The organism is Streptomyces sp. NPDC002580, from assembly GCF_042889485.1.
In the GTDB taxonomy this organism is placed as follows: Bacteria; Actinomycetota; Actinomycetes; order Streptomycetales; family Streptomycetaceae; genus Streptomyces.
Window position 1 is genome coordinate 183,869 of record NZ_JBIAQZ010000008.1, and the last position, 21,747, is coordinate 205,615.

15 protein-coding genes are annotated in these 21,747 nt (G+C 74.9%); 10 read left to right on the forward strand and 5 right to left on the reverse strand.

Translation table 11 applies throughout. The features are described 5' to 3' along the window. The first annotated feature begins 66 nt into the window (after positions 1-66). From ACFYW7_RS24770 to ACFYW7_RS24805, 8 genes are all read left to right on the forward strand, one after another. Positions 67-933 carry a DUF4132 domain-containing protein gene (locus ACFYW7_RS24770; protein WP_389505921.1) on the forward strand — a complete coding sequence of 289 codons (867 nt, stop codon included), beginning with the start codon at positions 67-69 and terminating at the stop codon, positions 931-933. Beyond that, positions 930-5,840 carry a DNA-binding protein gene (locus ACFYW7_RS24775; protein ID WP_389505923.1) on the forward strand — a complete coding sequence of 1,637 codons (4,911 nt, stop codon included), beginning with the start codon at positions 930-932 and terminating at the stop codon, positions 5,838-5,840. The genes ACFYW7_RS24770 and ACFYW7_RS24775 overlap by 4 nt, the downstream gene beginning before the upstream one ends. 88 nt (positions 5,841-5,928) lie before the next feature. After that, on the forward strand, positions 5,929-7,089 hold the full coding sequence (locus ACFYW7_RS24780; RefSeq protein WP_389505925.1) for an AAA family ATPase: 1,161 nt from the start codon (positions 5,929-5,931) through the stop codon (positions 7,087-7,089). Beyond that, a complete protein-coding gene (locus ACFYW7_RS24785) occupies positions 7,086-10,853 on the forward strand; it encodes a DUF5682 family protein (RefSeq protein WP_389505927.1) in 3,768 nt (1,255 codons plus the stop codon). Before ACFYW7_RS24780 ends, ACFYW7_RS24785 begins: the two co-directional genes overlap by 4 nt. Continuing rightward, positions 10,850-12,766: a hypothetical protein gene (locus ACFYW7_RS24790; protein ID WP_389505929.1), complete on the forward strand. Its 1,917-nt coding sequence runs from the start codon at positions 10,850-10,852 to the stop codon at positions 12,764-12,766. Before ACFYW7_RS24785 ends, ACFYW7_RS24790 begins: the two co-directional genes overlap by 4 nt. Before the next feature lie 151 nt (positions 12,767-12,917). Next, positions 12,918-13,490 carry a hypothetical protein gene (locus tag ACFYW7_RS24795; protein ID WP_389505931.1) on the forward strand — a complete coding sequence of 191 codons (573 nt, stop codon included), beginning with the start codon at positions 12,918-12,920 and terminating at the stop codon, positions 13,488-13,490. 182 nt (positions 13,491-13,672) lie between these two features. Next, positions 13,673-14,290, forward strand: coding sequence for a TOPRIM nucleotidyl transferase/hydrolase domain-containing protein (locus ACFYW7_RS24800; protein ID WP_389505933.1), 618 nt, complete (start codon positions 13,673-13,675; stop codon positions 14,288-14,290). A 596-nt stretch (positions 14,291-14,886) separates the two neighbouring features. Continuing rightward, complete coding sequence (locus tag ACFYW7_RS24805) at positions 14,887-15,492, forward strand: hypothetical protein (RefSeq protein ID WP_389505935.1); 606 nt, start codon at positions 14,887-14,889, stop codon at positions 15,490-15,492. Between the two features lie 24 nt (positions 15,493-15,516). Here the strand turns inward: ACFYW7_RS24805 and ACFYW7_RS24810 are convergent, their stop codons facing one another. Then, the gene (locus ACFYW7_RS24810; protein WP_389505937.1) at positions 15,517-16,017 is read right to left on the reverse strand and encodes a GNAT family N-acetyltransferase; all 501 of its coding nucleotides are present in this window, start codon (positions 16,015-16,017) and stop codon (positions 15,517-15,519) included. A 311-nt stretch (positions 16,018-16,328) separates the two neighbouring features. On the opposite strand from ACFYW7_RS24810, the gene ACFYW7_RS24815 reads away from it, so the two are divergent. Beyond that, positions 16,329-17,648, forward strand: a complete 1,320-nt coding sequence (locus ACFYW7_RS24815) for an MFS transporter (protein ID WP_389505939.1) — start codon at positions 16,329-16,331, stop codon at positions 17,646-17,648. Between the two features lie 111 nt (positions 17,649-17,759). On the opposite strand, the gene ACFYW7_RS24820 is transcribed toward ACFYW7_RS24815, so the two are convergent. The 3 genes from ACFYW7_RS24820 to ACFYW7_RS24830 all read right to left on the reverse strand — a co-directional run bounded on the left by ACFYW7_RS24820 (position 17,760) and on the right by ACFYW7_RS24830 (position 20,920). Next, a complete protein-coding gene (locus ACFYW7_RS24820) occupies positions 17,760-18,593 on the reverse strand; it encodes a hypothetical protein (protein WP_389505941.1) in 834 nt (277 codons plus the stop codon). A 767-nt stretch (positions 18,594-19,360) separates the two neighbouring features. Then, positions 19,361-19,918: a dihydrofolate reductase family protein gene (locus tag ACFYW7_RS24825; RefSeq protein ID WP_389505943.1), complete on the reverse strand. Its 558-nt coding sequence runs from the start codon at positions 19,916-19,918 to the stop codon at positions 19,361-19,363. Positions 19,919-19,975: 57 nt separating this feature from the next. Further along, on the reverse strand, positions 19,976-20,920 hold the full coding sequence (locus ACFYW7_RS24830) for a sigma-70 family RNA polymerase sigma factor (RefSeq protein ID WP_389505945.1): 945 nt from the start codon (positions 20,918-20,920) through the stop codon (positions 19,976-19,978). Positions 20,921-21,128: 208 nt separating this feature from the next. On the opposite strand from ACFYW7_RS24830, the gene ACFYW7_RS24835 reads away from it, so the two are divergent. Then, positions 21,129-21,386, forward strand: coding sequence for a hypothetical protein (locus tag ACFYW7_RS24835; protein ID WP_389505948.1), 258 nt, complete (start codon positions 21,129-21,131; stop codon positions 21,384-21,386). Here the strand turns inward: ACFYW7_RS24835 and ACFYW7_RS24840 are convergent. After that, positions 21,356-21,688 carry a hypothetical protein gene (locus ACFYW7_RS24840; protein ID WP_389505951.1) on the reverse strand — a complete coding sequence of 111 codons (333 nt, stop codon included), beginning with the start codon at positions 21,686-21,688 and terminating at the stop codon, positions 21,356-21,358. The two genes, ACFYW7_RS24835 and ACFYW7_RS24840, sit on opposite strands and share 31 nt — an antisense overlap. Between the last annotated feature and the right edge of the window lie 59 nt (positions 21,689-21,747).

The following is a 21,747-nucleotide window of genomic DNA, read 5'->3' on the forward strand; positions in this document are numbered from 1 at the left end:
CGGGACGGACTCCCCTGGCCGAGCTGTGCTCTCATCCTGGTTCTTCGACGCGGAAGGCTGTGGCGCGTGGGTTGGCTGTCGGCGGGTGACGGGTATGAAGTCGCTCTTGTGGAGGGGCGGGTGGCGGTGCGCGCCACCTCGGGCCGCGCGGCGGGACGGCAGTTGAAGTCGCTGCCGCGCGCGCTCAAGGACCACCCGGAGGTGGACCGGCTGCGCCGGTTCGCCGAGTGGCTGGACCGGCACGCCGCGGCATGTGTCGCGCAGGTGGACACCTGGATGGTGTCGTCGCTGCCCGTGCCCACCGGCCTGTTGGCCAGGGTGTGGCCCGACGAGGCCTGGCAGTCCGCGCTGCGCGACCTGGCCGTCGTCGGCGACGACCCGGACGAGGTCGGCTTCCTGCGCGGCGCCACCGAATCCGGGGAACTGCGGCTGGTGAACCTGGACGGCGAGACGGTACGGATGGCCCCGCGCACGGTGACGCTGCCGCACCCGGTGCTGCTGCCGGACCTGGACGACGTGCGGGAGTTCGCGTCCGAACTGGGCATCGTCCAGCGCGTCGAGCAGATCCACCGCGCGATGTGGCGTCGGCCCGAGGACCTGGACGCCGCGGCCCGCGAGGTGCGGGACTTCACGGGTGGCTCGTTCCGCTCCCGCTTCGCGCTCGCCGCACGGGCCGGCTCGCTCGGCTACCGCGTCTCCGGCGGGTACGCGACCACCCGGGTGCGCGACGGCGGCGCCACCGTCGAGGCCTGCGTGTGGATCGGGGAGCCCTACTGGGAGGACGCGGTAGAGACCGGCGCCCTCACCTGGCAGGACGCCGACGGTCGCGCCCTGCCGTTGCGCGAGGTGGGGCCGGTGGCCTGGTCCGAGGGGATGCGGATGGCTGCGGCGCTGTACGCCGGCCGTGTCATCGAGGAGGGAAAGAACGCATGAGCGGGGGGACGCGGGTGTCGAACGAGGAAGTGCTGGCGGCGGGCGGGGTGCTGCCGCCGGACGCGGACGGAGTGGGGGACCTCGGAGTGCCGCTGACGGCACGGACGTACCGTCACCCTGGTCTCGACGACCGGGTGGTGGTGCGACTGGTCGCGGGCGAACTGGGGGCGGCGGAGGACCTCGCCGCCGGATTCCTCGGCCTGGAGCAGGACGCCGAACCCCACGTGGTCGGATTCGGACCGCGTCAGTCGCTCGGCTTTCCCGAGTGGGTGCTGGTGCACCACCCCGAGGACGGCCACCACGCGCTGGGCGTCGTACCGGACCTGGAGCGGGCCTCCCGGCAGGCCAAGTCCCGTCCGAAGAACGCCCTGGACGCCTTCGTGGAACTCGGTGACCGGCTGGCGGCATCGGTGCCGCACTTCCTGCCGACGTTCTACGAACAGGCCGGACGCGTGTTCCTCGCCGAGGAGAACGCCACGTACGCGGCCCAGTTGTTCACCCGCGCCCGCAAGGCCGAGGCGGAACACGGACTGACGGTCCAGGAGGAGCGACTGGACGCCGTGTTCCTGGAGTTCGCGCTGGCCGGCGCGCTCCCCGTGAAGGTGCTGTCGGCCTACGCCAGGGAACTGGCGGCGCGGGTTCCGGCCGAGGAGGCGCTGCGGCGCTTCACCCGCCTGTGTGTACGCCGTACCGCGGGCGGGCTGCCGCCTTCGGCGCAGATGGCGAACGACCTGCGCAAGCTGGCCCGGGCCGCGGGCCGGGACGCGAGCCTCACCGAGCAGGAGTACCTGTCCGAACTCCTCGACCTGCCGGCCACCCTCCGCTCGGCCGCCGGCTGGTGGAAGGGCCACCGTGCGGCACTCGTGGCGCTGGCCGTGCGCGAGCCGCGTGTCCGGGGCACCCTGCTCGACCTGATCCCCACCAACCACGACAACGAGATGCCGTCCATGTGGCTGGGGCTGCTGGAGGCCTCCGGTGCCACGGCGGGACTGTGGGACGTCTCCCTGCCCGAGGACCAGCGCCCGCGGGACGGCGCGGCGGGCTGGCTGGAACGGTTCCTGACCTACCGGGAGCGGGCACGGTCGTGGCGTGACTCCAGTCGTATGGCCGAGCTGTATCCGCTGGTGGAGCGCGTCGCGGACCGGCTCCGGCCCGAACTCGCCGCTTCCGGTGGCGCGTTGAGGGTGATCCACGACATCGACCTGATCGACCTGCTGCTGTCCCTGGACGTTCCGGTGGCGTCCCCGCAGAAGGACGCGGCACTGCTGCTGACGCAGTGGGGCGTGGACGAGGGCGGCCGGGACCTGCTCTCGCTGCGTGCCGACACCCGCTTCCACGAGGCCTTCCGGCGAGGCGCCGACCGGTTCGTCAACGACGAGCACGCGCGGCGGGCGATGAGGCTCCTGGCCGTGTCACCGGGCGGCGGCCCCCTGCTCGCGGACTGGGTGCGTACCGTCGTACAGCGGTTCACCGCGGTCGGCCTGCCTCAGCTCCCGGACGCGCTGGGACGGCTGAAGTGGCTGCCCGCCGAAGCCCTGGCGCTCGCCGAGGACGAGGTGCGGGCGGCCGTCGCCACCGATCTCGCGCCGGTGCTCGCTCGCACACTGCGGGCCGGACTCTTCGACGAACTCGGCTGGCCCGCCTGGGAGGAGGCCGCCGCGGCCCTCGTCCCCCAGAAGAACATCGAGGACCTGATCGTCGCCGACGCGTGGCCCCACCTCATCGTGGCCGGCGCCGCCCAGGCCCGGGTGATCGGCGACGAGGGCACCGTCCTCACCCACGACCTGCGGGTCCCCGCGAACAGCAGCTGGGGCGATCCCGGCTTCCACCACGTCGACGGCGAACTCCTCGTCTACTGGAACGACCGCGGCGAAGGCCTGCGCGGCTACTGGCACACCCGCGCCGACCACCCCGTGTCGCTGGAGGGCGACCGGAACACCCGGGGCACCCAGATGGACTGGTACCAGGGCAGCATGCCCATCACGCTGCCCCTGCCGGGCGGCGGCCGGACCACCGGCGGCGGCGTCCTGCACGCCGGGGACACCACCGTGCCGCAGGAGCGGCAGGTGCTCTGCGACGGCCGCTCGTACTGGGTGTGGACCGCGGAGGGCGCGGACGGCACGGCGCGGGGCTGGTACGAGTACGACCCCGTGACGGGCGAGCGGGGCCGCATGAGCAGGCCCGCCTTCCTGGCCGACGCGCTGCGCGACGCCCCCGAGGGCAGCGGTTTCGCAGACGGTCGGCTGCGGCCCTCGCCGACGACCGAAGCCACGCCGGGCTCCGCGCCCGTGGACGGCCTGGTCGGTCTGCGGGTGGTGACACTGCCGGACGGCTCCGTGCGCGCCCAGGATCTCGCCGGGCACACCGTCACCCTGCCCACGGGCGTCGGCAGGCCCGCCACGCTCGTGGTCTTCCCCGGCTCCGACGAGGCCCGCGCCGTGGTCCGCGACAGCTGGCAGCTGTCCATCGTGGACACGGACGGCGTCATCACCTCGGTGGCCAAGACCGACCGGGCCCCCGGTGTCTTCGGCGAGGGCTCGCCGCTGCTGCCGCCCGTGCAGTACTGGGAGTGCTTGACGGCCCGCGACCCGGAAGGCTCCGAGTCCCTGCGGCACATCGAGCGCGACACGGCGGCGGCGCTGCTGGCCGCCGCGGCTCACGAGGACGAGGAAGCGCTGCCCGGCACGATCCGTTCCCTCCTCCCGGTCACCCACGCGGCGCTCCTCGCGGGGATCGCCGGGGTGGTGCGTCACGCGGCCGGTCAGCAGGCCGTCCTGGACGCCGCGGCGCGTCGGCTCACCCGCGCTCTCGACGGTTCGCAGGACGAGGGCCCGGCCGGACCGCCGGACGCCGTGCTCCTCGACACGACCAACGGTCTCGGCGGACCCGCCGACTACTGGTGGAACCGAGGCAGGGAGGCCGACAGCGTCTTCCGCGCCCTGCGCGAGATGAAGCGGGCGGCGCAAGACTCCGGACCCGCCGCGGTGCGGGAACCGGCGGCGCCCCTCCACCCCGACGAGCGACGGCTTCCGGTCGGCCGACCCGGCCTGGAGACCCTGGTCGACCGGATCGGCGCCCTGGCCTTCCGGGCGGCGGCCGTCACCACCTCCGAGGACCACCGGGAGGCGTTGCGCGCGCTGCTCACCGAGTTCGACGCGCTGGGCCTGGACCAGACCGCCGAGTCATCCCCCTGGCGCAAGGTGGACCTGCACCTGGCGCCCGGCCGGCTGGGCACCCTGCCGGGCGACCTGCGCGAGGGCGTCCGGAACGGCCTGCTTCCCCTGGGCGACGGATCCTTCATCACCTTCCTGAGAAGCAGTTCCACGGACGAGGACGGCTGCGTCCTCACGGGCTACTTCCACGACCCCGCCGGAGCCTTCGCGACGCCGGAGCCCTTCACGCTCCGCTCGTCGGCCCCGCTGGGCAAGGACGCGGACGCGGACCGGCTCGGGGTGTTCCTGAGGGAACTGGCCGCACGCGGTCCGGCGCCCTGGTTCCCGCGGGCGGCCGAGGAGTTCGCCCGGCTCACCGGCGTCACCGAGACGACGGCACGGCTGATCGTGGCCGGTCTGCCGCGGATCGACATGTACGAACGGACGTTCCTGACCACGGCGGCACGCGATGCCATCGGTGTGAAGGCGGCCCCCGCGGCCGTCGCCAAGGACGAGCTGCGTGGCGTCGACCCCACGCTGCGTTCCGCGGTCGTGGCCGCCCTGCTGCCCGCCGAGCCCGCCCTCCTGTGGACCGAGGGACCGGACTGGGCGGCGGCCGCCGAGGTCTGGATCAGCGGAATGGGCCGACGGCCCGCGGTACCGGAGGAGTTGCTCAACGACGCGGTGCGGGCGCTCAAGCACAGTCAGTGGCACGCCCGCGAGGCGCTGCCCGCCCTGCTGGACCCGGCCGGTGAGCCGCGGCTCACGCGGAACCTGGAATGGGCGGTCGACGGCGACCGGGTCAAGCCCGTCGGCACGGACACGAACGGATTCACCGCGCGGACCCTGATCGGCGCCATCGGCCTCTCCTCCTGGCTCGCCCACCGTCTCCCCGCGGGTGACCCGGTGCGCGCCGCGCTGCCCGCCGCGCTCGCGGCCGTGCACGACCGGCTGGCGCACCCCGGGCTGGTGCTCGACCTCGATCAGTACGTCAGCCTCTCGGACTTCCGGAAGACCGCGGGCGCGCCGACCGAGGTCGGCACCGGGTTCGAGCGGTACGGGGCCGTCGTCCTCGCGACCGTGGACGACCAGCCGGCCCCCGGAATCCGGGTGGCGCTGCTCGACGAGGCGGGTCAGGACCCGTACCTGCCCGCGCTGCGCGTCGACGGCCAACGCCCCTACCTGGCCGAGGTGTCTCTGCGCCTGGCCCGCTCCCCCCGCTTCGCGGCGCTCCTCGCCGACCCGGGGGAACCGCGGGAGGGCGAGCGGGGCAAGGACGGCACCTGGTGGCCGCAGGATCCCGGCCGCTCCGTGCCCGACCTGGTCACCGAGGTGGCGAAGGAGCACGGCATCGGTGAGGACGCCGCGACGGTGTATCTGATGCTGCTCGCCATGCCCGACCCCACCGACCGCATGACGGCCCGGTGGACGGGGTGGAAGCCGGCTCGGCTCAAGGCGGCCCGTGCCGAACTGGCCGGCACCGGCCTGGTGGTGGAGGCCACCCGCACCCGGGCCGGACGTTCGCTCTTCCTGCCCGGTGGCTGGGTCGACCCGAAGGCCCCCCGCGTTCCGCTGGAGCGGTGGAAACTCCCGCTGTTCGGCGACCTGCTGAACGGCGAGGAGGCCCTTCTCGGCGTGATCGTGCCGACCGAGCCGCCCGCGGAGCTGTACCGCAGGGCCTGGCAGCTGGTTCGGCAGGGCGACGGGCCCCGCTTCGAGGAGCTCAGGGCGACGCGCCGGGGACGCCGCCGCTGAGGACCGGTCCGGGGCGCCGGCCGTACCGGCCGCGCCCCGGCGACTCCCCCGTCACGACGACAGACCGACCTACCGGACAAGGACACGCATGACCCCGACCGACACGGCGACGGCCGTTCCCGCGCGGCAGACCCTGCCCGCCGAGGAGCGCCACGCCACCGAACTCGCCTTCCTCGCCGCTCACGACACGGGCCCCCGTCCGCCCGGCTGGCGGCTGACCCCCCGTTCCGTGATCACCTTCGTCTGCGGCAGCCTCGGCGTGCCCCTCGAACTGCCCGAGCGCCACCCGACGCTGCCGAGCCGTCTGGTGATCACGCCCAAGTTCGTCGGCGAACGTGCCCTGGTGGAGCGGTGCGTGGTCACCCTCGCCGGGGAGCGCGGCCTCCTGCTGGTCGGTGAACCGGGCACGGCCAAGTCGATGCTCTCCGAGCTGTTGTCCGCCGCCGTGTGCGGCACCAGCGCGCTGACCGTGCAGGGCACCGCGGGCACCACCGAGGACGCCATGCGCTACGGGTGGAACTACGCCCTGCTGCTCGCCCAGGGACCCACCTCCCAGGCCCTGGTGGACTCCCCGGTGCTGGCCGCCATGCGCTCCGGCCGGGTGGCCCGCGTCGAGGAACTGACCCGCTGCCTGCCCGAGGTGCAGGACGCCCTGGTGTCGATCCTGTCCGACCGGCGTACGAGCGTGCCCGAACTGGCGGGCACGGACGCCGCGCAGGTCGCGGCAGCCCCGGGGTTCACCGTCATCGCCACCGCCAACCTCCGCGACCGCGGCGTCTCGGAGATGTCCGCCGCGCTCAAGCGCCGCTTCAACTTCGAGACCGTGCACCCGATCGCCGACGTCGAAGCCGAGACCGCGCTCGTACGCCGCCAGGCCGTGGCGGCCGTCGAGCGGGCGGGCGCCGCGTTCGGCGTCGACGACGCGGTGCTGGACGTCCTGGTCACCGTCTTCCGCGACCTGCGGGCCGGACGGTCGGCGGAGGGCTGGGACGTGGAACGGCCCGGCACGGTGATGTCGACGGCCGAGGCCGTGCAGGTCGCCGTCTCCCTCGGGGTGGCCGCCGCCTATCTGCCCGGCGCCGACTCCCTCGATCTGGTACCCGGTCATCTCCTGGGAGTGGTCCGCAAGGACGACCCGGCCGACCACGCGCGGCTGCTCGGCTACTGGGACGGACCGGTGCGCCGTCGCGCCGAGGACGGGTCCGCCGTGTGGCGCCGGCTCTGGGACCTGCGGGAGAACCTCCGGTGACGCACACCCAGGACCCCCGGGCGGCGGTCGCCGCCCTGGCCGGCTCCGTGACGCCCTATCTGCTGGGTGTACGGCATCACAGTCCCGCCCTCGCCGCCGCGGTGCCCGCCCTGCTCGACGCCTCGGGAGCGGAGGTGGTGTGCGTGGAGCTGCCCGCCGACTTCCAGCCGTGGCTCCCGCATCTGGCCGCGCCGGGCACGATCGCACCGGTGGCGCTCGCCGGGGCGGGTGAGAACGGACGCCTCGGCTTCTATCCGTTCGCCGACTTCTCCCCGGAGCTGGCCGCGATCCGCTGGGCGCGTGACCGGGGAGCGGAGGTCGTGTGCTGCGATCTGCCGATGTCCGATCCCCGGTGGAACGCCGACGCACCCCCGTCGCCGGGTGCCCTGCGGACCACCGTCACCGACCGTGCCTCCGCTTCGGCGCCCGTCTCGTTCGGGGACGCGCTCGCCGCGGCCGGGACCGGGCGGGACGACGACGATCTGTGGGATCGCTGTGTGGAGGTCCTGGCTCCCGGTTCCCCTCCCGAGGCGGTCCGCCGGGCCGCCCTCGCCGTCGGATGGGCCCTGCGCGGGGACGCCGCGGCGGCGGGCGGGGTACCGGCGGTGGACACGGCCCGTGAGTCCCACATGCGCGAGACGATCGCGCGCGCCACGCGTGACGGGCGCAGGGTCGCCGCCGTCGTCGGCGCCTTCCACGCCCCCGCGCTGACCGCTGTCGCCCTGCCGCCCGATCCGGGTCAGGGGCAGGGACAAGGACCCGTTCCCGCCAAGGCGGTGGCGTCGACCGGAGCCGGTCCGGGGGCCGGTTCAAAGGCAGTCGGTACGGGGGTCACCGAACCGGTGTCGCCCTCCGTCGATCGCGGCGTCGTCGGTGAGCACCCGGGCGTCGTCACCTCGCTCGTCCCGTACGCCTTCGATCTGCTGGACTCCCGTTCCGGTTACCCGGCCGGCATCAGGGACCCCCGGTGGCAGCAGGCCGTGTTCGAGGCCGAGGGTGATCCCGAGCGGGTGCGGGCCGCCGCCGCGCGAGCGGTCACCGACGTGTGCCGCGCGCTCCGGGCGGCGGGCCACACCGCCGGAACGGGTGAGGCCGCCGAGACCCTGCGCATGGCGTGCGACCTCGCCGGTGTGCGTGGGCTCGCCGCTCCGGGCCGGGGCGAGGTGATCGAAGCCCTGACGACCGTCATGGGCCAGGGTGAGCCGTTGGGCCGCGGCCGAGCCCTCGCGCGAGCGCTCGAAGTGGTGCTGGTCGGTACCGGCCGGGGCCGGATCGCGCCGGGCACCCCGCGCTCGGGTCTCGGCCCGTGCGTGGAGGCGGAGGTCGCCGCGTTGCGGCTGCCCGGACCGGACGATCCGGCGGCACGCGAGGTACGTCTCGACCCGCTCCGCTCCGCCCTCGACCGCCGCCGCGAGATCCTGCTCCAGCGTCTCGCCGTGTGCGGGGTGGGCTACGGCGAGGCCGTGGCGGTCGCCGGCACGGGCGACGCGGCCGCCCTGACGACCCGGTGGCGGATCTCGTGGACCCCCGCCGTCCCCGTCCGGCTGGACCTGGCCGGGATACGGGGGGTGACAGCGGCCCTGGCCGCCGAGGGCACCCTGCGGGAGGGTTTCCGCGGGGAGGCCGCGGACGGCGGGCCCACCTGCGCCCACGTCCTGGCGGCGCTCGACGCGGCGGCGCGCTGCGACCTGCCCGCGCTGGTGGCCGAGCGTCTGGCCGATGCCGCCGCGGTGCTCCCCGCCTCGGCCACGCTCCCCGAACTGCTCACCGCGCTGGACCTGTTGGAGGCACTGTGCCGGGGCCATCTGCCCGGCACCACACCGGACGGCCGACAGGCTGCCGCCCGACTGGCCACCGACCTGCTGGACTCGGCGATCCGGACCCTGCCCGGTCTGGCGGGCAGCGACCGGCCCGAGGACACGGCCGCGCTCATCGAGCTGGCCTCGCGGGCCGGTGGACACCGCCTCGGGCTGCGGATGGACGACGCCCTCGGCACCCTGGCCCGCGAGGGTTCGCCCCGCGTCCAGGGCGCGGCCCTGGCCGCCCGGGTCCTGCTGGATCTCGACGACGCGGGCACCCTCGGCGCGCGGTGCGCCGGCTGGATCGACACGGCCACCGGTCCGGAGGAGCGGCATGCCCTGAGCCGTCGGCTCGGCGGGCTGCTCAGCGGTGCGGCCGCGTTGCTCCAGTCGGCGCCGACCGCGCTGGACCCGTTCCTCGACCGGATCGACACGCTCACCGACCAGGGTTTCCTCGACCGGCTGCCCGCCCTGCGCGGAGGGTTCGACACGCTCAGCCCGGCGGGCCGCGACCGTCTGCTGCGCACCGTCACCGAGCGGCTCGGCGACCGCCTCGACCTGTCCCTCACCGCCTCACCCCAGCTCGTCGCCCTGTGGACGGCTGCGGACGCGGCGGGCCTCGCGGCCCTGCGCGCGCTGCGTCTGCCGACCCCTCCGCTCCAATCGGGACCGACGTCCGTGGACTCCTGGGCCCACCAGGGCACCGCCGACCCCGATCGCCTCGTACCGGCGGTCTCCGATCACCCCGTACCGGTCCCGGATCACCCCGGGCCGGCCCCGCGCGCCGTCCCGCGTTCCGCACCGGTGGCCTCCTCCACGACCCGGTCCACCACCCTCCGCGTCACCCCCACCGACCGCTGGCGGCTGCTCCTCGGCCGGGAGACGGGGAAGCTCCCGCAGAGCGCGCGCCGGTACGCGCACGCGCTCGACGAGCTGTACGGCACCGGCCGCGGCGAGGGCTCCGGCGACCTCGACCGGGAAGGCGGAGCCCAGGGGCGGGGCGGCGGCCGGGAACCGTCCTTCCCCACCGCCCGCGAATGGGCCGCGGAACTGGACACGTTGTTCGGCGCGGACGTTCGCGAGGAAGTCCTGGCACGCGCCGCCGACCAGGGCCGCAGCGACGTACTGGCCGAACTCGACCCCGCGGCGGTCCGCCCGTCGGTGGACCTCCTGACCTCGGTGCTGTCCCTCGCCGGGGGAATGCCCGAACAGCAACTGGCCAAGCTCCGCCCGCTCGTTCGCCGTCTCGTCGACGAACTGGCCGAGGAACTCGCCACCCGCATGCGCCCGGCCCTGACCGGACTCGCCACCCCTCGCCCGACCCGGCGTCCCGGCGGACGGCTCGACCTGCCGCGCACGCTGCGGGCCAACCTCGCCCACACCCGCCGGACAGCCGACGGGCGGACCGTCGTCGTACCGGAGCGGCCGGTGTTCAGCAGCCGCTCGCGCAAGGAGGCCGACTGGCGCCTGATCCTCGTGGTCGACGTGTCAGGGTCGATGGAGGCGTCGGTCATCTGGTCGGCCCTGACCGCCGCCGTCCTGGGCGGCGTTCCCACGCTGTCCACTCATTTCCTCGCGTTCTCCACCCATGTGATCGACCTGACGGACCGGGTCGACGACCCGCTGTCGCTGCTCCTGGAGGTACGGGTCGGCGGCGGCACCCACATCGCGGCCGGACTGGCGCACGCCCGTTCCCTGGTCACCGTGCCCAGCCGGACCCTCGTGGCGGTGGTGAGCGACTTCGAGGAGGGCTACCCGCTGGGCGGACTCCTCGGCGAGGTGCGGGCCCTGGCGAGTTCCGGGGTGCATCTGATGGGATGCGCCGCCCTGGACGACACCGGCACCCCGCGCTATTCGGTGCCGGTCGCCCAGCAGCTCGTCGCGGCCGGGATGCCCGTCGCCGCGCTCAGTCCCCTCGCCCTCGCCCGCTGGGTGGGCGACCGCCTCCGCGGAGAGACCCGATGAACACCGAACTGCCCCCGGTGGCACCCGACGTGGTGGCCTCCGCCGTGGAGAGCCTCACCTCCCGGCTGCGCAAGAAGCTGGACGCCTCGATCGACTCGTACGCCGCGCTGCCGGTCGTCGCCGACGGCACCGTCCGGCGCGTGCGGTGCGGGGAGGACGCCGAGGTCACTCTCGCCCCCGGTGCCACCGGCACCGTCACGGACCCGGGTCAGGTCGTCTGCAGCTGTCTGCTCGCCCCCCGGTGCCTGCACCGGGCGGCCGTCCTCGGCGCCTGCCCACTGGCCGACGCGGACGCCGGCGTGCCCGGGGAGGACGTCCCCGCCACGACGGCCGAGGGAACCGAGGCGTCGGCCGCCACCCGGCCGGGAACACCCCGCGCGGGCGAGACCGTCGCACGGCCCGCGGAGTCCGTGGCGGAGCCCGCGCAACCGGTTCCGCCCACCAAGGCCCAGGTGGCCGCCGCGTCGCAGCTGTGGGCGGCCGCGGCCGCCGTGCTCGCCGCCGGGGTGCCCGCCGCGGGCGCGGTCCCCCAGTCCGAGTTGCTGCGGGCCGCGCACACGGCCCGGCTCGCCGGGCTGCACCGCGCCGAGGCGGCCGCGCTGCGGGTCGTACGCGGGCTGCGCGGCGCACGCGACCGCCACGACGGCCACCGGCTGGCCGATCTCGTCGCGCAGGTGCGGGAACTGCTGCTCACCACCGGTCTGCTCGCCGCGGCCGACCCGGATCCGGCGCTGCTCGGCACCGCCCGCCGCGGCTACCGGCCGGGCGGCGGTCTGCGGGTCCACGGGGTGTGCCGGGAACCGGTGATCACGGCCACCGGCTACGGCGGTGTCGTCACCCATCTCGTCTCCGACGACGGACGCTGGTTCTCGGTCGCCGACGTCCTGCCCGGCGGCGCGGCCCGCGCCCAGGGCGCGGCCACGGCGAGCGTCGCCCTCGGTTCGGGCAGCCTCGATCACTCCCGACTCGCCCGGGGCGGGCTGCTGATCACCGGTGCGACGGTCTCCCCCGACGGCCGGCTCGGCTCCGGCAAGGGCGTACGGGCGATTCCGGTCCCCGGTCTGTCGTGGTCCTCGGGCCCGCTCGCCGCCCTGTTCGCCCGCCCACCGGCCGAGGCCGTCGCCGAGCGGCTCGACGTGGCTCGGAGCGGCGATCCGGAGCGGGCCGAGCGGGCGGCGCGCGAGTTGATCGGCTGCGACCTGGTCCTCCTGGGGGCGGCCGGCGAACATCTGATCGCCCGGGAACTGCCGCACGGGCGGCCGGGCGCGCGGGGCCTCCTGATCCGGCTGGCCCCGGCCCACGGGCACCCCGGCCTCGCCCACACGGCCAACTTCCGGCGGCTCGCGTCCCGGCCGGGGCTGCGGCTCCGGGTGATCGGCCGCCTGGATCCCGACCGCGCCGCCACGCTCCGGCCGCTCGCGGTCGCCCCGCTGCCGGACAGCGAGGCGACCCTGCGGCTTCCCGCGGACTGGCAGGGCCACGCCGACCTGGGCTACGACCGCCTGGAGAACGCCCACCTCCCCTCCCCCGATGTCGTGTCCGCGCTTCCCGCCGTGGACGATCTCGGTGCCGTCCCGCCGGACCCGCTGGCGGAGGCCCCGCTGTGGAGGCTGCGGCGGCTCGTCGAGATCGCCGTGTCGGGTGGCCGCAGGGCTGTCGCCGAACCCGCGCGCGACGGTGACCGGAGCGGGGACGGGCCGGCGTTGCGACGCGGCGGCTTCCACACCGCCGCGGAACTGGCGGCCGGCCTCACCGCCGAGGCCGACCGGCGCACCCGTGATGTCTTCGGCCGCACCGACGAGGCCGACCCGGACCGCTACGCGCGGGCGTGGCTCGCCGCCGCCGTCTATCTGGGGGGCGTCGAACGGGCCCTGGTGCAGGCCACCTGGCAACCGGAGGCCACCCGGTCCTGATCGACCGAACCGGCGGGGAACCCGAAGGAGTTCCGGTCCGCCCCGGGCCCGGCCGTACCGCCGCCCGACCGCTGCCCGGCCTGCCGCCGCCGCGCCCAGTACCGCCCGTTCGGCGGCGCTGGGCGCGGCGCCGCCCAGGAATCCATCTCTCATGCAGCCCCCCACGCGCGCCCCACGCGAACAGGCCCCCGCCCGAGCCCCGAGCGGCGCCCCGCCCGCCGAGACGAAGGCGGCGCGGCCTCCCGTCCAGGGACTGGAGGCCCGTATGGCCGCGGTCAAGGAGGACATGGACGCGCGGCTCGCACTCGCCGCCGTCGCCTACGAGGTCAACACCGCCCACATCGAGACCACGCCCGTCGACTGGTCCCGCATCACAGCCCCGCAAGGTCTACCGGCACCGGTGTCCACCCCGGGCCCGCACGCCACGCCGATCGCGGACCTCCTGCGCCGCGCCGCCCTGCGTCTGCGGGAGAGCGGCTGGTGCGCGGGGGCGATGACCGACGAGGAAGGGCGGGTCTGTTCGCTCGGCGCGATCCGTGGGGAGTCCGGCGGCGACCGTCACCTGGAGGCCCAGGCGACGGGGGTGCTGATGGAAGCGATCCGCGGGCGGTTCGGTCCGCACGTGGAATCGGTGCCGTCCTTCAACGACGCCTGGGCGAACGGCCGTGAACCCACTCGCATGATGGAGCGGGCCCACGTCCTCGCCGAGAACCGCGGCATCTGAGGCGGGGGACCCGGCCGGTCCGTTCGACGGCCGACCGGACCGGCCGGCTTCACGCACGCCGACCAGACTGCGCGGCAGGCTCCGGCTCGAACTCGAACTCGGACTCCGGCTCCGGCTCCGGCTCCGGCTCCAGGGACGGAAAATCCCTACCGTGACGGCCGGGAAAGACGGAGACTCGTCTCGTGGCTGACATGAGCGCGTTCCGGGAAGCGGTCACCGCGTGGGCCGCCGGTGGCCCCGGCGACCCGGCGCGCGAACTCGCCGCGCGGCTGTCCGTCCGGACCGCCGTCCTCCTCGAGGGGCCGAGTGACGCCGCCGCCGTGGACGCGCTGGCCGACCGCCGCGGCCGGGACCTGGGGGCCGAAGGCGTGTGCGTCCTGCCGATGGGCGGTGCGATGAGCGTCGGGCACTTCGCCCGCCTGCTCGGGCCGACCGGCCTGGGCCTGCACCTCACAGGGCTGTGCGACGAGCGGGAGGGCCGCTACTACGCCCGCGCCTTGGAACCGACGGACGCGGCACGGCCGGCGTTCTTCGTGTGCTCCGCGGATCTGGAGGACGAACTCATCCGCGCGCTGGGCGTGACCCGGGTGGAGGAGCTCGTCGAGGAGGAGGGCGACCTGCGCGCCCTGCGGACCTTTCTGCGCCAGCCCGCACAGCAGGACCGCACCTCCCAGCAGCAGCTGCGGCGTTTCCTCGGCACGAAGAAGGGGCGAAAGATCCGCTACGGGCGCGTCCTCGTCGAGGCCCTCGACCCCGACCGCGTGCCCGCCCCGCTCGACGACCTGTTCGCCGCACTCTGACCGCCGGACGGTGCCGGCCCGGGCGGTGGGACGCGCGTGCCTCCCCTCGTCGTGCGGCGGCCTCAGAACCCGCGCCCGGGCTTCGCCGCCCCGCCGCGGACACCCTGGTTCCCGTCCGGACGGTGACCACCCCCCGCGCCGCGCGTCTCGCGGACCCGACCGACCGTGCCGATCGCCGCCTCCGTCGAATCGCCCGGCCTAGCCCGACCTTGACGGACCGACGGCGGACTCCGAGCGCGCGTCGACCCGTGCGCCCGTTTTCGCGGTCGCCTCCATGGGCAGACGGCTCAGCACGAGCGCGACCCGATCCACGAAGACCGCCTTCCCGACGACCCGAAGACTCCTTGTCGAAATGTCACTATTGCCCGGGGGGCCCGATCCCAGCCACCCTCCCCCCAGGCCCGCCGACCCGTCGGCATCCGGCACGACACCGCTCTCGACCGCTTCGGCTCCCGGGCCGTGGACACCCGTACCGCGAAATCCGTCTCGAGTCCCCGTACGCAAGCGACCGGCCGAACCTCGCCTGTACGACCGCCACACCGCACTGGGCTGGAACCGGGCCGCTTCCATGGCATCGCCGGAACAGGAGCACGCCCATGCGCCTCTACGCCCAGACCCCCGCGCGTCGCAGCCGTCAACTGGTCGCCGATCTGATCGTCGTGGCCGTGATCGCGGCCGTGGTGAAGTTCGCCCTGGTCGTCCACGACGCGATCCTGGTACTGGCCGAACCGGGCAAGAAGGCCCAGAGTGCCGGTGGCAGCCTCGCCGACGGTCTCGACGACGCCGGTGACGCGGCCTCGAAAGTGCCGCTCGTCGGGGACTCCCTGAAGAAGCCGCTCCAGTCCGCCGCCGACGCCGCGACGGATCTCTCGGACGCCGGGCGGTCCCTGGAGGACATGGTGCACCACCTGGCCACCCTGACGGCACTCGCCCTGATCGTCCTCCCGGTGGCCTTCGTCCTGGTGTTGTGGCTTCCGCCGCGCCTGCGCTGGATCCGGCGCAGCGCCACCACGCGCCGCCTCCTGGACGCGCCCGGCGGCGCCGACCTGCTCGCCCTGCGCGCGCTCACCGGACCGCAGCGCGATCTCGCCGCGATCTCCGTGCCGGCCGGTGGCCTCGCGGATGCCTGGCGGCGCGGGGACCAGCGGGTCATCGCCGAACTGTCCAGGGTCAGCCTCCGGCGGGCGGGCCTGCGGCCCTGAGTACGGCGGCCGGCCCGGCGGCCGTCAGACCAGTGGCTTGTGCAGGACGACGCAGGGGCGGCCGAGCCGCCGGTCGGAACGGCGGTCGATCTCCCGCCAGCCCAGGGACGTCCAGAAGGCCAGGGAGGCCGGGGTGTTCTCCAGGACGGCCAGCCGGAGACCCTCCCTGCCCTCGTGGCGGAACCGTTCCTCGACCATGCCCGCCAGTTGTCGGCCGACGCCCCGGCGGTGGAGGCTCCCGTGCACGAGCAGCAGCCCGATCCACGGATGCCCGTCGGTGGGGTGCCGGTCCAGCAGGCACAGCAGGCCGACGATCCGGTCCTGTCCGTCGCGGGCGAGCAGCACCTCGCAGCCCTCGGTACCGGCTTCCTCCCGCAGATCCGCCTCGACCCGGTCGGCCGGGACATCCTCGGGTTCGTACTCGCCCGCGGCACGGCAGTACTCCGGATTGCTCGCGTAGAGGCCGACCACCGCCGCGGTCTCATCGGCGGTGAATCGGAGCGGGGAGAGCGACAACGGTGACATCCCGGCAGGGTATCCAGCCGCGTCGGACCGCCTCCCCGCGACGGAACGACGGGGGCGGAGGCGGGCCGGGCGAGGAGGGAGGTCGCCGACGCCTGGGCCGTCGCCGCGAGGTGCGGCGGGCCCGCAACCGCATGAGCTGACGCCGTGTGTCCGTCCGTCGTGGCCCGACGCGACGGGTCGCGCGCGGACCCGGTGGTTCCGGCCCGCGGGGATCGCGCCGCCCTCGGCCTCGGCAGGCCGTCCGGGTGGGCGGCGACGGCCGCGGACAAAGAAGTCGCCCCGCCGCCCGGGCGGCGGTTAGCCTCCGCGGCGTGAATCACCCCCGAGCGTCCCGCCGTTCCTCCACGCGTCTCACCCGAACCCTGATCGACGTCCGGCCGCTGCGGACGTCCCCCGTCTTCCGGCGTCTGCTGATCGGCCGGACCGTGTCCGTGCTGGGCAGCTTCATGACCATGGTCACGGTCATGTACCAGGTCTGGGACCTGACGCACAGCGCGGTCTGGACCGGCGCGGTGGGGCTGGCGCAGGCGCTGCCGATGGTGGTGTTCGGGCTGTTCGCCGGCGCATGGGTGGACCGCGGGGACCGGCGGCGCATCTTCCTGCTGGCCACCGTCGGCCAGGCGGCCTTCTCGCTGCTGCTGGCTGTGCAGGGCTTCACCGGGCACCTTCCGGTGCTGGGAGTGCTCGCGCTGGTCGCCGCGCAGTCCTGTTGTTCGGCGGTCGGCGGTCCCGCGGCGGGCGTGTTCGTGACGCGGCTGCTGCCGAAGGACCAGGTGGCGGCCGGGCTGGCGCTCCAGCAGGTCACCGGTCAGGCGATGATGCTCGCCGGTCCGGCGCTCGGCGGACTCCTGCTCGGCTGGGCCGGCGTCGGCACCTGCTATCTCGTCGACGCCCTGTCCTTCGGGCTCGCCTTCTACGGCGCCTTCGGGCTGCCCGCCCTGCCGCCCTCGGGCGAGCCGTCCCGGGCCGGGTTGCACGGCGTGTTCGACGGTCTCCGCTTCCTGGCCGGACACCGGGTGGTCCGCGGCGCCCTGATCACCGATCTGGCCGCCACCGTGCTCTCGATGCCGACCGGTCTCTTCCCGCTCGTCAACGCCGAACGTTTCGGCGGCGGTCCACGCACCCTCGGTCTGTTCCTGTCCGCGCTCGCCGTCGGCGGCGTCACCGCGTCCGCGCTGTCCGGCACGGTCACCCGGCTCGGGCGCCCCGGGCCGGTGATGCTCTGCGGCGCGGCGATCTGGGGTGCGGCGCTCGCTACTTTCGGACTGGTGCGTGATCCGTGGGCCGGGCTCGGGTTCCTGGTGGTCGCCGGGGCCGCCGACGCCGTGTCGGTGATCTCGCGAGCCACGATTGTTCAGACCCACACGCCGGACGCCCTGCTGGGCCGGGTGACGGCGGCCGAGCAGATCGTCGGCCACGCGGGCCCGCACCTCGGGAGCGTGCGGGGTGGCGTGGTCGCCGGCTGGACCTCCGGAGCGACCGCCCTGGTCAGCGGTGGGCTCCTGTGTCTCGTCGCGGTCGTCTGGGTCGGTGTGAAGGAGCCGGGCCTGCGCGGTGGATCCGTCCCCGAGCCGCTCCGCGGGATCACGCCTCCCCAGCCGGTCGGCGTCTCCGTACCGGACGGAGCGTGAACCGGTGGTGCGTCCCGCGCGAGCGGCTTCCGGAGGGTGCCGGTGCCCGGCGGGCGGCCCCGCCGGGCACCGCCCGCCCTGGGCCGCGCTGCCATCCCGCCCCGCCGGTGCTCACTTCCCTCCGGGGCGCCCGCCCGTCACCGGGAACGCGACACCCGTCGGCGTGTTGAGGCCGGAAGCCGGAACGGTGGTCTGTCCGCCGCCCGTCTCCCGGACCCGTACGACCCGGTTGTTGAAGGCGTCGGCGACATAGAGGCCGCCGCGGGCGTCGAGGGCGAGGCCGAGCGGATCGCTGAGGCCGGTGATCGGCACGGTGCTCTGCGTACCGCCGCGGGCGGACACCTTGACCACACGGTTGTTGCCGCTGTCCGAGATGTAGAGGTCCCCCGCGCGGTTCAGCGCCAGCCCGGTCGGCTGGGACAGGCCGACGGTGGGCACGGTGGTCTGCCCGCTCCCGTCCGCGGCGACCTTCACGACGCGGTCGTTGACGAAGTCGGAGATGTACAGGTCCCCGTCGCCTTCCAGCGCCAGGCCCCACGGGTGGAGGAGCCCTGTGGTGGGGACGGTCGTCTGGCCGCTCCCGTCGGCGGGCACCTTCACGACGCGGTCGTTGAAGCTGTCGGCGATGTAGAGGTCGCCGCCGGTACCGACGGCGAGGCCCAGCGGCCGTGACAGACCGTCGGCGGGCACGGTGACCTGGTCCCCGCCGTTCCCGGGCAGCTTCACGACCCTGTTGTTGCCGGTGTCGGACACGTACAGGTCGCGGGCGGCGTTCCAGGCCATGCCGGTGGGGCGCACCACGCCGTCGAGCGGAACGGTCGTCTGTCCTCCTCCGTCGGCCGGCAGTCTCACCACCCGGTTGTTGCCGTAGTCGGACACGAACAGCGGGGGCCGGGCCGGTGGCCGGACGTCCTTCTGGACGGCTCCCGCCACCGCGGAAGGCATCGCCCACAGGACGAGGCACCCGGTCACGGCCGCCAGCCGCCGGGCCCGTCCTCTCCTGCGGCCGCCGGCCGACGGCCTCTCGCACGGTCGTGATTCCGCTGACATGCGCCTCACGGTTCACCCATCTGTTCTCGACAGTCGGCGCGTCACCGACCGTCCACGGGAAACGGATGCCGCCGCTCCGGTCCGGAGCACCGCCGGTCGTACGACCGGCGGTGCTCCGGACCGGAGGCGCTGTCGTGTCTTCCGGCAGCGACCAGGTGGGCGGCATGATCGATGCCTTCCCCCTGGTGCGCCTCGTCCCGCCACCGTCGCCCGCTCGGCCGACCCGCCCCCGCCGGCACGGCTGCGGTCCCGGCACCACCGGGCGGCGTCGGGGGCGGCGGCCGTGCCGGGCGGCGTCGGATGTCCGTCACCTCCCGCCCGAGCTGCGCTGGGCGCCGCCGCCACGCACCGTGCGTCGGCCGGCGGGGCCGACGGCCCTCTTGAGCACGCGTCACCCACCCGCTCGGCGGACGGTGGTGCGTCACCGGCGGCCGCGGGCGTGGCGCCGCGCGGTCATGCCGGCCCGCCGGAGGGCTTCGGGATCCACTCCCGGGTGCGCCCGACGCGGCGCGCCTTCGAAGGGCTCGGTCACGGCCGGCGGAGGTGCCCGCGACGAGCATCGTGGGCACCTCCGCCGGACCGATGGGTGCGGAGCCGTTCACCTCACCCGGACCGGGCGTGGCTCGGCGTCTGCCGGCGGGCGGCGCCGATGTGGGCGGCCGTCATCGAGCGGCCCTGCGGTAGCGGGTGAGGACGGCGGCGCCGACCTGTTCCACCGACTCGCACCGCAGCTCCGTGTGAGGGGCGTCGGCCGGGAACAGGCGGCGGCCGGTTCCGAGGACGGTGGGGAAGGTCATCAGCCGGTACTCGTCGATCAGGTCCTCGGCCATGAGCTGCCCCACGACGCTCAGACTGCCGGTGACGACCACATCGCGCCGCTCGCGCCCCACGGCGTCGAGCAGGTCGCCCTCCAGGGCCCGCGAGTCGGCCCAGGCCGAGGTGTCGGTCAGCGTGCGGGAGACCACCAGTTTCGGTACGGCGTTCATCCGCAGGGCGAACGGGTCGTCGCGGCCCGGCCACAGCCGCGAGAACAGCTGCCAGGTCGTCCGCCCGAGCAGCAGGACCCCGTCGTCCAGGGCGCTCCCGAGGCGGAACTTGTCCCCGGCCACCGCCTCCGGACCGTAGCGGAACGCCCAGCCGCCCTGTTCCGTGCCCCCGGACCCGTCGGGGTCGGCCACGACCCCGTCCACGGTGATGAACTCGATCACGATGACGCTCATGATGGGATTCCCTTCGGTTCGGTGGTCACCGGTACATACCGGCGGCACCGTCCCGACTCATCGCTCCCGGTCGAACTCGTCGGCGGAGATCCCGGACGGCAGGCCGAAGGCGCCGAGGACGCGTGGGTCGGCGAACGTCACGTTGTGCGCGACGCGGCCGCCGACGACGTCGAAGACCTGCAGGGAGTGCAGCCGGTGACCGCCGCCGGGCTCCGGCGCGTACGCGGCGAGCGCGGGCTGCCCATTGGCGGTGAGCTCCCGCGTCCGCCAGCCCGGTCCACGCGTCCGGAACACGCGGTCGATGAACAGGCCGTACGCCCGGCTGCCCCGGTACCACAGCGCGAGCGGCGGCATCTCGAGGACCACGTCGTCGGCCAGCAGCCGTACCAGGGAGGGCACGTCGGCCGCCTCAAAGGCCCGCGTGTACCGCTGGATCGCCGCGACCGCTTCGGCGTCGCCCGGCTCGCGGATCTCGCCGGGGTCACCGGTGCCCGCGCCCGCGATGGTGGCGCGGGCGCGTTGCAGGGCGCTGTTGACCGCCGCGACCGTGATGCCCAGCTGGCCGGCGACCTCCGCGGCCGAGAACTCCAGCACCTCGCGCAGCACGAGTACGGCGCGCTGCCGGGCCGGCAGGAGCTGTACGGCGGCCACCCACGCGAGCCGCAGGTCGGACCGCGCGTCCACGTCGGACCGGGCGTCCGGGAACGGCTCCAGCCAGGGAACGTCGAGCGCCGGTGCGAGCGGTGCCCCCGGGTCGTCGCTCGGCGCGCCCAGCCCCGACGGCAGCGGGCGCCGGGCGCGCCCCTCCAGCGCGGTCAGGCACGCGTTGGTCGCGATCCGGTACAGCCAGGTACGCACCGACGCGCGCGTCGGGTCGTACCGGTCACGGGCCTTCCAGGCACGCAGCAGAGTCTCCTGGACCAGGTCCTCGGCCTCGTGGAAGGAACCCAGCATCCGATAGCAGAACGCCAGCAACTCACCTCGGTACGGCTCCAGTTCCACCCGGGCATCATGCCGCACCCCGGGCCCGGCAGTCCGGTACGAGGTTTCGGCCGCCGGCCCGGGGACGGCCGGTGACCGTCCGTCCGCCTTCAAGGGACCGGACCGGCGGAACGAACAGCGGGTCCGGGGGCGCTGCGGGCGCGATGTCCTCGGTCGACCGCCGTGCGCCTACGCGGCGGTCGGCGGCGGAAGCACTTGAATACCGGCCATGACTACCGAACCTCAGCGTCTGACGATCCTGCTGGTCCCCGAGCACATCTTGAACGCGGACCCGGTCTCCGTGGAGGACTCGGCCGTGCGCTCGGCCGTCGTCGAGGCGACGGGTGAGACAGGGGAGACGGGCTGTCCCCGCTTCGCCGGGGACGGGATCGTCGCCGACGTCGACCTCCGTACGCGAACGGTCGAGGCGCTGCTCGTGGACGGCTCCGAGCTGGACTACGGGTTGAGCGCGAGGGTCGCTCCCTGACCCGGTCGCCCTGACGGCGGCACCACCGACCCGCCGTCACGGGTGCTGCCGTGATCGCGGGCGGTGCCGCCGGGGGCGAGGGCGTCGACCAGGATCGCGACGTCCTCGTCAGGAGGGAGCGTGAGAACGGCCACCGTCCGGTCGAGCGTGCCCCGGCAGTCGCCGGAGCCCGCCACGTGCTCGATGTCCGCCGAACCGTCGGCCCGGCGCTTCACCGACAGGGAGGGAACGGATTCGGCGCCGAGGCGAACGGCCCGGCGAAGGCGATCGAGCGCCCGCAGGTCGTCCTCGGCCGCCGTCACCGGGTGGAGAAGTGAGGGAGAAGGGCGGGCCGCACACCGCCGTTCAGGGGGACGGGCGC

Excerpts from the sequence above, each read along its gene's own strand:
- ACFYW7_RS24795 (WP_389505931.1), top strand. The coding sequence starts at position 12,918 with ATGCAGCCCCCCACGCGCGCCCCACGCGAACAGGCCCCCGCCCGAGCC.
- ACFYW7_RS24820 (WP_389505941.1), bottom strand. The coding sequence starts at position 18,593 with ATGCCTTCCGCGGTGGCGGGAGCCGTCCAGAAGGACGTCCGGCCACCG.
- ACFYW7_RS24775 (WP_389505923.1), top strand. The coding sequence starts at position 930 with ATGAGCGGGGGGACGCGGGTGTCGAACGAGGAAGTGCTGGCGGCGGGC.
- ACFYW7_RS24805 (WP_389505935.1), top strand. The coding sequence starts at position 14,887 with ATGCGCCTCTACGCCCAGACCCCCGCGCGTCGCAGCCGTCAACTGGTC.
- ACFYW7_RS24790 (WP_389505929.1), top strand. The coding sequence starts at position 10,850 with ATGAACACCGAACTGCCCCCGGTGGCACCCGACGTGGTGGCCTCCGCC.
- ACFYW7_RS24780 (WP_389505925.1), top strand. The coding sequence starts at position 5,929 with ATGACCCCGACCGACACGGCGACGGCCGTTCCCGCGCGGCAGACCCTG.
- ACFYW7_RS24835 (WP_389505948.1), top strand. The coding sequence starts at position 21,129 with ATGACTACCGAACCTCAGCGTCTGACGATCCTGCTGGTCCCCGAGCAC.
- ACFYW7_RS24825 (WP_389505943.1), bottom strand. The coding sequence starts at position 19,918 with ATGAGCGTCATCGTGATCGAGTTCATCACCGTGGACGGGGTCGTGGCC.
- ACFYW7_RS24810 (WP_389505937.1), bottom strand. The coding sequence starts at position 16,017 with ATGTCACCGTTGTCGCTCTCCCCGCTCCGATTCACCGCCGATGAGACC.